This is a genomic window from Streptomyces hoynatensis (genome assembly GCF_003626535.1).
Taxonomy (GTDB): Bacteria; Actinomycetota; Actinomycetes; order Streptomycetales; family Streptomycetaceae; genus Streptomyces; species Streptomyces hoynatensis.
This window is the reverse complement of sequence record NZ_RBAL01000020.1, coordinates 78,994-93,307: the sequence shown is the minus strand read 5'-3', so window position 1 is coordinate 93,307 and position 14,314 is coordinate 78,994. Positions and strand designations below refer to the sequence as shown.

9 protein-coding genes and 1 pseudogene are annotated in these 14,314 nt (G+C 76.6%); 4 read left to right on the top strand and 6 right to left on the bottom strand.

Annotation, left to right across the window (positions count from 1 at the left end; translation table 11 throughout):
* The first annotated feature begins 137 nt into the window (after nt 1-137).
* Genes D7294_RS26000 through D7294_RS25990 form a run of 3 tightly spaced genes read left to right on the top strand, consistent with a single transcriptional unit; the run spans nt 138 to nt 2,571 of the window.
* On the top strand, nt 138-854 hold the full coding sequence (locus tag D7294_RS26000) for a polysaccharide deacetylase family protein (RefSeq protein ID WP_241562622.1): 717 nt from the start codon (nt 138-140) through the stop codon (nt 852-854).
* Entirely contained in the window at nt 851-1,966 is a 1,116-nt protein-coding gene (locus D7294_RS25995) for a glycosyltransferase (RefSeq protein ID WP_120683949.1), read from the top strand. Before D7294_RS26000 ends, D7294_RS25995 begins: the two co-directional genes overlap by 4 nt.
* Nucleotides 1,963-2,571 carry a YveK family protein gene (locus tag D7294_RS25990; RefSeq protein WP_120683947.1) on the top strand — a complete coding sequence of 203 codons (609 nt, stop codon included), beginning with the start codon at nt 1,963-1,965 and terminating at the stop codon, nt 2,569-2,571. The genes D7294_RS25995 and D7294_RS25990 overlap by 4 nt, the downstream gene beginning before the upstream one ends.
* 125 nt (nt 2,572-2,696) lie before the next feature.
* Here D7294_RS25990 and D7294_RS25985 read toward each other — a convergent pair whose 3' ends face one another.
* The 6 genes and pseudogenes from D7294_RS25985 to hisC all read right to left on the bottom strand — a co-directional run bounded on the left by D7294_RS25985 (nt 2,697) and on the right by hisC (nt 12,829).
* Nucleotides 2,697-3,449 carry an SDR family NAD(P)-dependent oxidoreductase gene (locus tag D7294_RS25985; protein ID WP_120683945.1) on the bottom strand — a complete coding sequence of 251 codons (753 nt, stop codon included), beginning with the start codon at nt 3,447-3,449 and terminating at the stop codon, nt 2,697-2,699.
* Between the two features lie 37 nt (nt 3,450-3,486).
* On the bottom strand, nt 3,487-5,094 hold the full coding sequence (locus tag D7294_RS25980; protein ID WP_120683943.1) for a GAF domain-containing protein: 1,608 nt from the start codon (nt 5,092-5,094) through the stop codon (nt 3,487-3,489).
* Between the two features lie 60 nt (nt 5,095-5,154).
* On the bottom strand, nt 5,155-8,778 hold the full coding sequence (gene cydD, locus D7294_RS25975; protein WP_120683941.1) for a thiol reductant ABC exporter subunit CydD: 3,624 nt from the start codon (nt 8,776-8,778) through the stop codon (nt 5,155-5,157).
* A gap of 167 nt (nt 8,779-8,945) precedes the next feature.
* A pseudogene (cydB, locus tag D7294_RS25970) lies at nt 8,946-9,947 on the bottom strand (cytochrome d ubiquinol oxidase subunit II); the annotation flags it as partial.
* A 12-nt stretch (nt 9,948-9,959) separates the two neighbouring features.
* Nucleotides 9,960-11,477 carry a cytochrome ubiquinol oxidase subunit I gene (locus tag D7294_RS25965; RefSeq protein ID WP_120683937.1) on the bottom strand — a complete coding sequence of 506 codons (1,518 nt, stop codon included), beginning with the start codon at nt 11,475-11,477 and terminating at the stop codon, nt 9,960-9,962.
* Between the two features lie 212 nt (nt 11,478-11,689).
* Nucleotides 11,690-12,829 (bottom strand): histidinol-phosphate transaminase, encoded by a 1,140-nt coding sequence (gene hisC / locus D7294_RS25960; protein WP_120683935.1) that lies wholly within the window; start codon nt 12,827-12,829, stop codon nt 11,690-11,692.
* A gap of 305 nt (nt 12,830-13,134) precedes the next feature.
* Here hisC and D7294_RS25955 point away from each other — a divergent pair, with 305 nt between their 5' ends.
* A complete protein-coding gene (locus D7294_RS25955) occupies nt 13,135-14,292 on the top strand; it encodes a LacI family DNA-binding transcriptional regulator (protein WP_120683933.1) in 1,158 nt (385 codons plus the stop codon).
* The last annotated feature ends 22 nt before the right edge of the window (nt 14,293-14,314 follow it).

Genomic DNA, 14,314 nt, shown 5'->3' with positions numbered 1-14,314 from the left:
CCCCGCGCGCCTTCGGCGCGTCCGCCGCCCCCCACGCCCCCCGCGCCCCCGAGGGGCCGCAGGCCCCGGCCCCCGCGGCCCCCGGCACCTCGCGGCCCCCGGCGGCGGGGGCCGGCCAGGAGCGGACCGCGGCGCCGATGTGGGTCCTCATGTACCACTCGGTCAGCTACGCGACGCCGGACCCGTACCGCGTCACCGTCACCCCCGACCGGCTGCGCGAGCAGCTCGCCTGGCTGCGCCGCCGCGGGCTGCGCGGGGTCTCCGTGGGCGAACTGCTGCGCGCCAGGGAGCAGGGCCGCTCCGCCCGCCTCGTCGGCCTCACCTTCGACGACGGCTACCGGGACTTCCTCGACTACGCCGTCCCGCTGCTGCGCGGCCACGGCTGCACCGCCACCGTGTTCGTCCTGCCGGGGCGGCTGCACGGCAGCAACGCCTGGGACGCGGAGGGGCCGCGGCGGCGGCTGCTGAACGCCGAGGGCATCAGGGCGGCCGCCGCGGCCGGGATGGAGATCGGCTCCCACGGCCTGATGCACCTGTCCCTGCCGGGGCTCGAGGATGCGGCGCTCCGGCACGAGGTCGCCCACAGCCGCGCCCTGCTGCGCGAGATCACCGGCGGCGGGATCGCGGGCTTCTGCTACCCCTACGGCGCGGTGGACCGGCGGGTCGCCGAGGCCGTGCGCGCGGCCGGCTACTCCTACGCCTGCGCCGTCAACCCCCGCTCGCTGACCGGCCGTTACGCCCTGCCCAGAATCCACGTCGGGGAGTCGGACACCGGGCGGCGGCTGCGCACCAAGCAGCTGCTGCACCGCTTCCGCCGCCGCCAGGTCGCCCTCGAACCCGCGGTGACCTCGTGAAGCGCGGCCTGCACATCATCACCGGGCTCGGCGTCGGCGGCGCCGAACGCCAGCTGCCCGCGCTGCTCCGGCGGCTGCCGCTGGCCTGCGATGTCGTGACCCTCACCAACCCCGGGGCCGTGGCACGCGACCTGCGTGCCCAGGGGGTGCGGGTCACGGACCTCGGGATGGCGGGCAGCCGTGACCTGTCGGTGCTGCCCCGGCTGGCGGGGCTGATCCGCGCCGGCGGCTACGACCTGGTGCACACCCACCTCTACCGGGCCTGCGTCTACGGCCGGATCGCCGCGCGCCTCGCCGGGGTGCGGGCCGTGGTGGCCACCGAGCACTCGCTCGGGGCCCGCCGCATCGAGGGCCGCCCGCTGACCCAGGCCACCCGCGCCCTGTACCTGGCCACGGAACGGCTCGGCGCCGCGACCGTCGCCGTCTCGGCCACCGTCGCCGAGCGGCTGATCACCTGGGGCGTGCCCGCCGGGCGCATCCACGTGGTGCCCAACGGCATCGAGCCGGCCGCCTTCCGCTTCGACCCCCAGGCGCGGCGCGCGGTGCGGGACCGGCTCGGGCTGCCGCCCGGCGCGTTCGTGGTGGGCGGCGTCGGGCGGCTGGTGCCCGGCAAGGGTTTCGACGCCCTGGTGCGCGCCGTGGGGACGCTGCCCGAGGGCGTCCGGCTGGTGCTCGCGGGCGAGGGGCCGCAGCGGGCCGCGCTGACCCGGCTGGCCGCCAGGCTCGGGGCCGCGGACCGGGTGGTGCTGACCGGCGAGTGGCCCGACGTGCCGGGGCTGCTGGCCGCGTTCGACCTCTTCGTCTCCCCCTCCACCGAGGAGACCTTCGGGCTCGCCGTGCTGGAGGCCCTCGCCGCCGGCCTGCCGGTGCTGCACGTCACCTGCCCGGCCGTCGACGAGCTGCCGCGCCGGGAGGCGCCGGGCGCCCGCCGCGTGGGCCGCGAGGCGGCGGACCTGGCCCGTGCGGTGCGGGCGGAGCTGTCGCTCGGCGCGCGCAGGCTGCCGGTGCCCGACGCCGTGCGGCGCTACGACGTCGACCGGACCGCGGAGCGGCTGATGGCCGTGTACGAGGCCGCGCACGTGGCCCTGCCCGAGGAGGTGGGGCTCCCGTGAGGCTCCCGGGCTGGTGGCCCCTGGCCCTGTGCACCCTGCTGGGCGCGCTGCTCGGCGGGGGCCACGCCCTGCTGACCGACCGCGCGTACGCGGCCCGGGGCTACGTGCTGGTGACGCGGCCGGAGGCCGACCAGTCCGCGGCCGTGGGGCTGGCCCAGTCCTACGGCCGGGTGGCGACGAGCGACGCGGTGCTGCGCATGGCCCGCACCGACGCGGGGGCCGCGGCCGGGGACCTGCGCGGCCGGGTCACGGCGAGCACCTCGCCCGACGCGCCGATGATCGAGATCACCGGCCGCGCGGGCTCCCCCCAGGCCGCGGCCCGGGCGGCCAACGCGGTGGCGCAGGCGCTGATCGCGTACGGCAACGAGGCGCGGGGGCGGACGGACGCCACGCTCAGCCGGTTCGCCGAGGCCGCTCCGCCCTCCCGGGCCATCTCGCCCGCGCCCGGGCTCTCCCTCGCGGTCGGCGGCAGCGCCGGGGCGGTGACGGGCTGCCTGGCGCTGCTGGTCCGGGCGGGCGGGGCCGGGACGGGGCGCCGGCGCGCGCCGCTGCCCGCCCAGGTGGACAAGGGCACGGCGCCCGGCGTCTCCGAGACGGTGCGCTGAGGGCGTGCGCCTGGCGGTGCGCCGGGGCCGCGCGCCGGGCCGGTGCGCCGGGCCGCCCGCGGCGTGCGGGTGGGGCGTGCGGGAGGGGCGTGCGGGGCCGGCGGCAGGGGCGGTGGGCGGGGCCCTCAACGGCCGCGTTCCGCCCCGCCGTTCACCTGGAGGATCTGCGCGGTGACGTGGCTCGCGGCATGCGAGGCCAGCCAGTACAGGGTCTCGGCCACGTCCCCCGGGGTGCCCGCCCGCTTGTCGAGCGTCTCGTCGATGAGGGCCTGGCGGCGCTCGGGCGTCTGCCTCCCGCCGAAGAACTCGGTGTCGACGACGAGCCCGGGCGCCACCACGTTCACCGTGATGCCGCGGGGGCCCAGGGCGCGGGCCAGGTCGAAGGCGTAGGGGTGCAGCGCGGCCTTGCTCGCGCCGTAGGCGCCGTTGCCCGAGCCGCGGTAGGCGGCGATCGAGCTGACGAACAGCACCCGGCCGCCCGGGGAGGCCAGCCGGTCCCGCAGCGCCTCGGTCAGCAGCACCGCGGTGAGCACGTTGCTGCGGAAGCTCGCCGTCCACTCGTGGGCCAGGGCGGTGAGGGGCGCGGCATCCACGGCCGGTCCCGGCTCCAGCAGGCCGATGCCCCCCGCGGCGAGCACCAGCACGTCCACGGTGCCGAACTCCTCGCCGACGAACTCCGCGGCGCCCGCCGCCTCGTCCGGGTCGGCGACGTCGGCCTGGTAGGTGACGGCGCCGGGCACGGAGTCGGCCGCACGGGCGAGCACGTCGGAGCGGCGGCCGATCAGCACGGGGGTGTCCCCGTCCCTGGCGAAGGTCTTCGCGGTGGCCAGGCCGATGCCGGTGCCGCCGCCTGTGATGATCACTGTCCTGCCTGCCATGCCCGGACACTAACTCCTCCCAGGCCCTGCGGCGCGTTCAGCGCGGCACCTGCCAGGTGAGGGCGGAGCCCCTGCCGTCCGGGCCGGGACCGAGGCCGGCCGAGCCGCCGAGGGAGGCGGCCCGTTCGGCGAGGTTGCGCAGGCCGCTGCGGCGGGCCCCGCCGGCCGGCGGGCCCGAGCCGTCGTCGGTGACCCGCAGCCGCACGGCCGGACGGCCGTCGGGCAGGCGGGCCGTGGCGTCGACCGAGACCTCGACGCGGCTCGCGGCGGCGTGCCGGGCGGCGTTGGACAGGCCCTCGCGCAGGGCGGCGATCAGGTGCGCGGCCGGCTCCTCGGCGACCAGGGCGTCGACCGGCCCGGTGAAGGAGACCGAAGGGGTGAAGCCGAGGGGGCCCGCCGCCGCCCCGGCCTCGCGCAGCACCCGGGCGCGCAACCCGGGCGGCGCCTCCTGCGGCGGCTGCCTGAGGGCGTAGATCGTGGTGCGGATCTCCTCGACGGTGGCGTCGAGTTCACGGGTGGCGCTCTCCAGCCGCCAGGACGCCTCCTCGGGCAGGCCGGCCCTGCGGGCGCCCTCCAGGGTCATGCCGACGGCGAAGAGCCGCTGGATCACCAGGTCGTGCAGGTCGCGGGCGATGCGGTCGCGGTCCTCCAGAACGGCGATCCGCGCGCGGTCGCGGCGGGCCCTGCCCAGCAGCAGGGCGAGGGCGGCCTGCTGGGCGAACTGGGTGGCGAGGGCGCGTTCCGGGACGGAGTACGGCGGGGCGCCGCGGTCCCTGGCCAGGGCGAGGACGCCGAGCAGGGTGCCGCCGGTGCCCAGGGGCAGCAGCATGGCGGGGCCGCGGTCGCGGATCAGGCCGGTGACCAGCCGGGGGTCGGTGAGGGGGTCGTCGACGAGCACCGGCTCGCCGGACAGCGCCTGCCCGAGCGCGGGGCTGCCGGCCGGGACGGTGGTGCCCAGCAGGCGCCCGGCGCCGCGGCCGTGGGCGGCGACCACCTCGAGGTCCGCCGCGCCCGCCCGGGCGCCGTTCCGGCCGTGGGCGAGGGGGCGCGCCGGTTCGAGCACCGCGCTCACCGCGGCGTCGGTCAGCCGGCCGGCCTGCTCGGCGACCACCGCGAGGGCGTTCCCCTCCTCGCCCGGCCCCGCCGGGTCCTCCGCCCCCTCGGCGAGGAGGGAGGTGGACAGCTCCAGGCTGCCGTCCATCCAGCGGGCCTGCCGCCTGACCGCCTCGCGCAGCCGCGCGTTGCCGAGGGCGGCGCCTGCCTGGGCGGCCAGGACCCGCAGCAGGAGCCGGTCCTCGGGGGCGAAGCCGCCGCGCCGCCCGGCGACCTGGAGGGCGCCGCACTTCGCGCCGTGCACGAACAGCGGCACCGCCAGCGAGCCGGGCTCCTCCGGCTCCGGGCCGCCGAGCAGCCAGCGGGCGAGCCGGTCGGGGGCGCGGCCGGTGCGTCCCGGCGCGGCCGGGCCGTGGCTGATCAGGCGGCCGATGCCGGTGCCGTCCTCGTCGAGGAGCGCGAGGGCGGCGTAGCGGGCGCCGGCCAGTTCGGCCGCGGCCCTGACGACCAGGTCGGGCACGGCCCGCGGCGTGGCGTCCCCGCCGACCGTCTCCACGGCCCGCAACAGCCGCGTCAGCGCCTCTCGCCGCATGTCCCGAGGGTAGGCGCAGCCGGGGCCACCCGCCGTTCCTGCGCCGCCGCGCCGGGGCTCTCAGGCCGCGGTGAGGGCCTCCGCCCGGCTCCGCTCGCGGGCCAGCATCTCGCGGAACGGGCCGGATTCCGCGGCGAGTTCCGGGTAGGGGCCGCGCTGCACGATACGGCCCGCGTCGAGCACGAGCACCTCGTCCACTGCGTCGAGACCGGCCAGCCGGTGGGTGATCAGCAGGGTGGTGCGGCCCCGGGTCGCGGCCAGCAGGTCGGCGGTGAGGGCATCGGCGGTGGGCAGGTCCAGATGCTCGGCCGGCTCGTCGAGGACCAGCACGGGGAAGTCCGCCAGCAGCGCCCTGGCCAGCGCGAGCCGCTGCCGCTGCCCGCCCGAGAGGCGGGCCCCGTGCTCGCCGACCAGCGTGTCGAGGCCCTCGGGGAGCTCCCGGTCCACCCAGTCGAGCAGCCGGGCGGCGGCCAGCGCGCCGCGCAGCTCCTCCTCGCCGGCGTCCGGGCGGGCGAGCCTGAGGTTCTCCCGCAGGGTGCTGTCGAAGAGGTGTGCGTCCTGGGCGCAGAGCCCGACCAGCCGCCGCACGTCCTCCCCGGCGAGCGAGGTCGCGTCCACGCCGCCGAGCGTGTAGGAGGCGCCGGGGCCCTCGGGGTCGAGGAAGCGCAGCAGGCAGTGGGCGAGGGTGGTCTTGCCCGAGCCGGAGGGGCCGACGACCGCGATCCGGCGCCCGGGCGTCAGGGCGAGGGCGAGGTCGCGCAGCGCCGGGCGGGGCTGCCCCGGGTGCCGGGCCGAGAGGTGCCGCACGGACAGCGGGAAGGGGGCGGCGGGCGGCGCCGCCGGGCGGGCCGGCTCGCGCACCGGCAGCGGCGCCGCCACCACCTCCCGCACGCGGGCGGCGGCCCTGGCCGCGCGCTGCCGTTGCTGCACGGCCTGCGGCAGCCCCGCCACCGCCTCGAAGGCGGCGAGCGGGACCAGCAGGACCGTGGCCAGCCAGACGCCGTCGAGGCGGCCGCCGGCGACGGCGGGCACGGCGAGCAGCGCCACGGCGGTCACCGTGAGCCCGGCGATCAGGCTGCTCAGCCCGCCGCCCAGCGCGGTGACCGCGGCGGACCGCGCGGACAGGGCGGTCAGCTCCCGGTCGGCGGCGCGCACGGCGGCGCGGCGGGCGGGCAGGGCGCCGGCGACCGTCAGTTCCGCGGTGCCGGTGAGCAGTTCCACGGTCCTGGTGGCGAGTTCCCCCCGGGCCGGGGCCAGCCTCGCCTCGGTGCGCCGGGCGACGGCCCCGGTCAGCAGCGGGACGCCGGCGCCCGCGGCCAGCAGCCCCGCCGCGAGCGCCAGGGCGGCGGTGGGCAGCAGCGCCGCGGTGAACAGCACGGCCGCCCCGGACACGGTGAGGGCGACGGCCGCCGGGAGCAGCCAGCGCAGGAAGTAGTCCTGGAGTGCGTCCACGTCCGCGACCAGGCGGGAGAGCAGGTCGCCGCGCCTGGCGCGGCCGAGCCCGGCGGGCGCCAGCCGCTCCAGGCGCCGGTAGACGCTCACCCGCAGCCCGGCCAGGAGGCGCAGCACGGCGTCGTGGCCGACCAGCCGCTCGGCGTAGCGGAAGGCGGCCCGGCCGATGCCGAACGCCCTGGTGGCGGTGACGGCGACCATCAGGTACAGCACCGGCGGCTGCTGCCAGGCGCGTGAGATGAGCCAGCCGGAGGTGGCCATCAGGCCCACCGCGCTGCCCGCGGCCAGGGCGCCGAGCGCCGTGGCCAGGGCGAGTCGCCAGGCGCGGGCGCGCCCGGCGGCCCTGACCCAGCGCAGCGGATGCTCCGCGGGGGCCGCGCCGGGTTCGCCGGGCTCGCCGGGCGCGGCGGCCTGGGCCGGGGCAGCCGGGGCAGCCGGGGCCGTGGGAGCCGGGGCCGCGGAGGGCGGCACGTCGGCGTACCGCGGATCGGCGGGCGGCACCTCGGCGTCCGGCGCGGGCGTGGCGTGGGCGCGCGGCCCGGGAAGTTCCGGGCCGGCGGCCGCCGAGACGGGGGCGACGGGGGCAGGAACGGGGGCGGCGACGGGGGGCGTGGTGGCCGTCACGGACGGTGGTTCCACGTGAAACACTCGATCGGCCGCCGCCAGCAGGGCGGGCCGGTGGGTGATCAGGAGCACGGTACGGCCGGCGGCCAGGCGCCGGATGGCGGCCACCACCGTGGCCTCGGCCGCGCCGTCGAGCGCCGCCGTCGGCTCGTCCAGCAGCACCACCGGCCGGTCGGCCAGGAAGGCGCGGGCGAGGGCGACGCGCCGGGCCTGCCCGGCGGACAGGCCCGCCCCGCCCTCGCCCAGGACCCGGGCCGGGTCCAGGTCCGGGGCGGCCGCGGCGCGCAGGGCCGCGGCGACGGCGGCGTCGTCCGCCTCCGGCCTGGCCAGCCTGACGTTCTCGGCGATGGTTCCCGCGAAGAGCAGCGGGCGCTGCGGCAGCCAGGCGACGTGCCGGTGCCAGTCGGCCGCGTCGAGCGTGGCCAGGTCCTGGCCGCCCACCAGGACCCGCCCGCTCACCGGGCGCACCAGGCCGAGCACCGCGGCGACCAGCGTGGACTTGCCGCCGCCCGAGGGGCCCGTCACGGCGACCGTCTCGCCGGGGGAGAGGCGGAGGCTGGTTTCCGCCAGCGCGTCGTTGCTCCGGCCGGGGAAGCGGACCCGAACCCGGTCGAGGACGATCCCGGGGGCGGTGGGGACCGGCGAGCGGCCGGTGGCGGGCAGGGGGCGCTCCAGCAGCTCGAAGACCTCGCCGGCCGCGGACAGGCCCTCCTGCGCGGCGTGGAACTGAACGCCCACCTGCCGCAGCGGCAGGTACGCCTCGGGCGCCAGGATCAGGACCACAAGGCCGGTGAAGAGGTCGAGCTCGCCGTGGACCAGCCGCATGCCGACGCCCACGGCGACCAGCGCCACCGAGAGGGTGGAGAGGAGTTCCAGGGCGAAGGAGGAGAGGAAGGCGATCCGCAGGGTCCGCAGGGTGCCGCGCCGGTAGTCGTCGGTGATGGCACGGATGGTGGCCGCCTGGGCCTTCGCCCGCCCGAAGACCTTCAGCGTGCCCAGGCCCGCCACCACGTCGAGGAAGTGGCCGGAGAGCCGGGCCAGCTGCCGCCACTGCCGGTCCATGTGGGCCTGGGTGGCCCAGCCGATCAGCGCCATGAACAGCGGGATCAGCGGGAGGGTTCCGGCGATCAGGGCCGCCGAGACCCAGTCCTCGGTGACGATCCTGGCCAGCACGACGGCCGGCACCACCGCGGCGAGGCACAGCTGCGGCAGGTAGCGGGTGAAGTAGCCGTCGAGCGCGTCGATGCCGCGGGTGGCCAGCGCGGTGAGCTCGCCGGTCGGCCGGCCGCCGTCCGGCAGCCGGACGGCGTGGTCCAGCAGCCGCAGCCGCAGCTCCGACTTCACCGCGGCGCCGGCCCGGTGCGCGGCCAGCTCCGTCAGGTAGCCCACCAGGCCGCGCCCGGCCGCCGTCGCGGCGAGCAGCAGCACGGGCGTGCCGAGGTCGCCCAGGTCCCGGCCTGCGGTGAAGGCGTCGGTGACGATCCGGGCGATCAGCACGGCCTGCGCGACGACCAGGCCGGCGCCCGCCAGGCCGAGGCCGGCCGAGGCGGCCAGGAAGCCGCGGGTGGCCCGGGCGTAGCGCAGCAGCCTGGGGTCGACGGGCCTCACGAGGGCACCCTCGGCCCGCGCGCGGTCGCGCTCCCGGCCGGCCCCTCCTCGCGGGGCTCGCCGCCCTCGACGGCCGCGGGCGCCCGCCGCCCGTGGGCCGTTTCCCCGTGGCCGGTTCCCGTGCCGGCCCCGTCTGCCTCCTCTGCCCCGTGCGCCGGGTGGGCCGCGTGGGCGGGCGGGGCCAGGTGCCGGGTGCCGATCCGCTGGCGGAAGACCCAGTAGGTCCAGCCCTGGTAGACCAGCACCAGCGGGGTGGCCAGCGCCGCGCACCAGGTCATGATCCGCAGCGTGTACGGCGCGGAGGCCGCGTTGTCGACGGTCAGGCTCCACTCGGGGGCCGGCGAGGAGGGCATCACGTCGGGGTACAGCGCCAGGAACAGCGTCGCGGCCCCCGCCACCACCAGCAGCCCGGAGAAGGCGAAGGCGTAGCCCTCCCGGCCGCGCGCGGTGGCGGCCAGGGCGGCGAGCAGCGCGACTCCGGCCAGGGCGAGGGCGGCCAGGCTGCGGGCGTTGCCGCCGTCGGCCTGCGTCCACAGCAGGAAGCCGCCGCCGAGCCCGCCCGCCGCGAGGCCGAGCCACCCGGCGGCGCGCCTGGCCCTGGTCCTGATGTCGCCCACGGTCTTCAGCGCCGTGAACGTCGCGCCGTGGAAGGTGAACGTCACCACGGCCACCACGCCGCCGAGCAGCGCGTAGGGGCTCAGCAGGTCGCCGAGGCCGCCGGTGAACTCGTGCGCCGAGTCGAGCGGCACGCCGCGCACCAGATTGGCGAAGGTGACGCCCCACAGGAAGGCGACCGCGAGCGAGCACCAGAAGACCGCCCGCTCCCAGTTGCGCTGCCACCTCTCGCCCGGCCGCTTGGCGCGGTACTCGAAGGCGAGGCCGCGCACGATCAGGCAGACCAGGACGGCCACCAGCGGCAGGTAGAACCCCGAGAAGAGGCTGGCGTACCACTCGGGGAAGGCGGCGAAGGTGGCGCCGCCCGCGGCGATCAGCCACACCTCGTTGCCGTCCCAGACCGGCCCGATGGTGTTGATCAGGACCCGGCGCTCCGCGCGGTCCCTGGCCAGCGTGCCGCTGAGCACGCCGACGCCGAAGTCGAAGCCCTCAAGGAAGAAGTAGCCGGTCCACAGGACCGCGATGACGAGGAACCAGACGTCGGTCAGCTGCATCTCTCCGCCTCCTCAGTACGAGAACGCCATCGGGCGGTCGGCGTCCGCGGGATCGCCGCGGTCGCCGCCGATGCGGGTGGGCGGGTTGCGGTCCGCCTCGGTCAGTTCGGGCGGGCCCGCCTTGACGTAGGTGATCATCAGCCGCACCTCGATCACCGCGAGCACCGCGTACAGCAGCGTGAACACGCTCAGCGAGACGAGCTGTTCGGCCTGGGAGACGCCGGGCGAGACGGCCGACCTGGTCTGCAGCAGGCCGTAGACGACCCAGGGCTGGCGCCCGGTCTCGGTGAAGATCCAGCCCCAGGCGTTGGCGGCCAGCGGGAAGAGCATGGTCAGCGGGACCAGCCGCCAGAACCAGCGGGCGGGCAGGCCGGTCAGCTCGCGGCGGCGGGTCAGGGCGGGCCGCGGCACCTCCTCGGGCCCGGTGCGCAGCTCGGGGGCCAGCAAGAGGCGTCGCCTGGTCAGCCAGAGCCCCGCGGCGCCGAGCGCCGCGGAGGACATGCCGAAGCCGATCATCCAGCGGAAGCTCCAGTAGGCGAGCGGCACGTTGGGCCGGTAGTCGCCGGGCCCGAACCGCTCCTGCAGGGCGTGGTTGGTGTCGTTGATGCCCGGGACCTCGTCGGAGAAGTTGTCGTGGGCGAGGAAGGACAGCAGGCCCGGCACCTCGATCGCCACCGTGTTGTGCCCGCGCTCCACGTCCCCGACGGCGAAGAGCGAGAACGGCGCGGGGGCCTCGGTGTCCCACAGGGCCTCGGCGGCGGCCATCTTCATCGGCTGCTGCTCGTACATGATCTTGCCGAGCCGGTCGCCGGTCAGCGCGGTGAGCAGCCCGGCCACGACCATGGTGACCAGCCCGATGCGCAGCGAGGCCCGCATGACGGGCACGTGCCTGCGGCGCGCCAGGTGGTAGGCGGCGATCCCGGCCACGAAGGCGCCGCCGGTCAGGAAGGCCGCGGTGAGGGTGTGGCCGAACTGGGCGAGCGCCGTGTTCTGCGTGAGCACCCGCCAGAAGTCGGTGAGCTCGGCGCGTCCGGTGTCCTCGTTGAGCCGGTAGCCGACCGGGTGCTGCATCCAGGAGTTGGCCGCGAGGATGAAGTAGGCGGAGAGGATCGAGCCCACGGCCACCGTCCAGATCGTCGCCACGTGGAGCTTCGGCGGCAGCTTGTCCCAGCCGAAGATCCACAGGCCGATGAAGGTGGACTCGAAGAAGAAGGCGATCAGCGCCTCGAAGGCGAGCGGGGCGCCGAAGACGTCGCCGACGAACCGGGAGTAGTCCGACCAGTTCATCCCGAACTGGAACTCCTGGACGATGCCGGTGACCACGCCCATGGCGAGGTTGATCAGGAAGAGCTTGCCCCAGAACTTGGTGGCCCTGAGGTACTTCTCGTCCTTCTTCCGCACCCAGGCGGTCTCCAGGCCGGCGGTCAGCACGGCCAGGGAGATCGTCAGGGGCACGAACAGGAAGTGGTAGACGGTCGTGATGCCGAATTGCCACCGCGCCAGGGTCTCCGGTGCGAGAGCGAGGTCCACGGTTCTCCCCTTCCGCTGGTGAGCGGTCGGACCAGCATGATCTTGTGAACGTATTCACATTCACAAGCCATTATGAACCATAGCCCCCCGCGTCCGGACACGGGGGGTCGTTTCGCCCTCTCTCCGCTCGCTGGGGGATCGGCTCCCGGCTCCCGCGCGAGACCGCCCCCTCCGGCGGCGCGCCCCGGCGCGGCCGGCGTGCGCGCCAGCGCTCAGCGCGTACGCGCCCCCGCGCCCGCGTCGCTCCGCTCGGCGAGGAACGCCTCCGCGGTGCGCAGGAGTATGTCGTTCGCGGCCGGCTCGCCCACCGTGGCCCGCACCCCCTCGCCCGCGAAGGGCCGCACGGTGACGCCCGCCGCCTCGCAGGCTGCGGCGAAGGCCATGGTGTCCTCGCCCAGCCGGAACCACACGAAGTTCGCCTGCGAGGCCGGCACCGACCAGCCCTGCGCCGCGAGGGCGGCGGACACCCGCTGCCGCTCCGCCACCAGCTCCGCCACCCGCTCCAGCAGCGCCGACTCCGCGCGCAGCGAGGCGATCGCCGCGTTCTGCGCGATCTGCGACACCCCGAAGGGCACCGCCGTCTTGCGCAGCGCCTCGGCCACCGGCTCGTGCGCCACCGCGAACCCGACCCGCAGGCCGGCCAGGCCGTACGCCTTGGAGAAGGTCCGCAGCACGCAGACGTTCGGCCGCTCCCGGTAGAGCGCGATGCCGTCGGGGGCCTGCGGGTCGCGGACGAACTCGCGGTAGGCCTCGTCGATGACGACCAGCACGTCCTGCGGCACCCGGTCCAGGAAACGCTCGAGTTCCGCGCGCCTGGTCACCGTGCCGGTCGGGTTGTTCGGCGTGCACACGAAGATCAACCGGGTCCGGTCGGTGACCGCGTCCGCCATGGCCGGCAGGTCGTGCTCCTCCGCGGCGGTCAGCGGCACCCGCACCGAGGTGGCCCCGGAGATCTGGGTGATGATCGGGTACGCCTCGAAGGAGCGCCAGGCGTAGATCACCTCGTCGCCCGGCCCGGCCGTCGCCTGCACCAGCTGCTGCGCCACCCCCACCGAGCCCGTCCCGGTCGCCACGTGGCTCACCGGCACCGCGAACCGCTCCGCGAGCTCGGCCACCAGCGCGGAGCAGGACAGGTCGGGGTAGCGGTTGAGCGAGTCGGCCGCCGAGATCGCCGTCTGGAGCACCCCGGGCAGCGGCGGGTACGGGTTCTCGTTCGAGGACAGCTTGTACGTCACCGGACCCTCGCCGGCCGGCCGGCCCGGCACGTAGGAGGGGATGCCCTCGAGCGCGGCGCGCAGCCGCGGGCCCTTGCCCGGCCGGGGGGCGGGTTCCTGAGAAGATGCGGTCGTCATCCTCCACACCCTAAGAGGAAATGGCCGGGAGGCGTATCCCCGGTTCTGACAGGCGCGCGGGGCCTGAAGCGCGCCCTGGCGGGCGCCGTGGCGCGCTCTACTCGTGAGAGTGAGTCCGCGCATGTTGAATGAACGCCTCCGGCAACCACCGGGCCCGGAGTCGGCGGCCCAGTGGGTCACAGCGGCCTCGCCTGGCCTGGACTTCGCAGGCCGGAAGCGCTTATTGATCATGCAAAAACGTCACAGCCGGGCCGCCTTCGCCGCCCGTCGGAGGGCCGCGCCCCCGGGCCTACCATCAGGTCGCCATGACAGCAGCGAAGCATCAGGTGACGCGGAAAACCGGACGCAGGACGGGCGGACGTGCGGGCATCCGCGAGGTCGCGGCCGCCGCCGGTGTCTCGATCACCACTGTCTCCGACGCGCTGAACGGCAAGGGCCGCCTCCCCGACGCGACCCGCAGGCACGTCCGCTCCGTCGCCGAGCGCCTCGGCTACCGCCCCTCGGCCGCCGCCCGCACCCTGCGCACCGGGAAGTCGGGGCTCATCGGGCTCACGGTCACCACCTACGGCGAGGAGCCGTTCACCTTCACCGAGTTCGCCTACTTCGCCGAAATGGCCCGGGCCGCCACCTCCGCGGCGCTCGCCCGCGGCTACGCGCTGGTCATCCTGCCCGCCGCCTCCCAGCACCGGGAGTTCGACGTCTGGTCCAACGTCGCGCTCGACGGCACCGTCGTCATCGACCCCTCCGACCACGACCCCGTCGTCACCGAGTTGGTCAGACAGGGCATCCCCGTCGTCTCCGACGGCCGCCCGGGCGGCAGCCTGCCGGTCACCGCCTGGGTCGACAACGACCACGAGGCGGCCGTCACCGGCCTGCTCGACCACCTCGCCGCCGCCGGGGCCCGCCGCATCGGCCTGCTGACCGGCACCAGCACGGACACCTACACCCGGCTGTCCACCACGGCCTACCTCAACTGGTGCGAGCGCGCCGGGCAGAACCCCGTCTACGAGGCGTACCCGGCGCACGACCCCTGCGCCGGCGCCGTCGCCGCCGACCGCCTGCTCGCCAGGCCCGACCGGCCGGACGCCGTCTACGGCCTGTTCGACCCCAACGGCACCGACCTGCTCGCCGCCGCCCGCCGGTACGGCCTGCGGGTGCCCGACGACCTGCTCGTCGTCTGCTGCAGCGAGTCCAGCGTCTACGCCACCACAGAACCCCCGATCACCACGCTCTCGCTGAAGCCGGGACGCATCGGCACCAGCGTGATTCAGCTGCTCATCGACGCCATCGAGGGGGCGAGCGGGGGCCGTCCGCCCGCTCCCGCCCCCGCGGCGGAGGCCGCACACCAGGTGATGCCGACCGAACTGATCGTGCGCACCTCCTCGCAGCCGCCGCGGCGGCCGGCCGCCTCCGCGCGGGCCACGGTGACGGCCCCGCGCACTCCCCCTGCCATCGACCAGTAGATTCCGGTAGACAGGTGTGTCA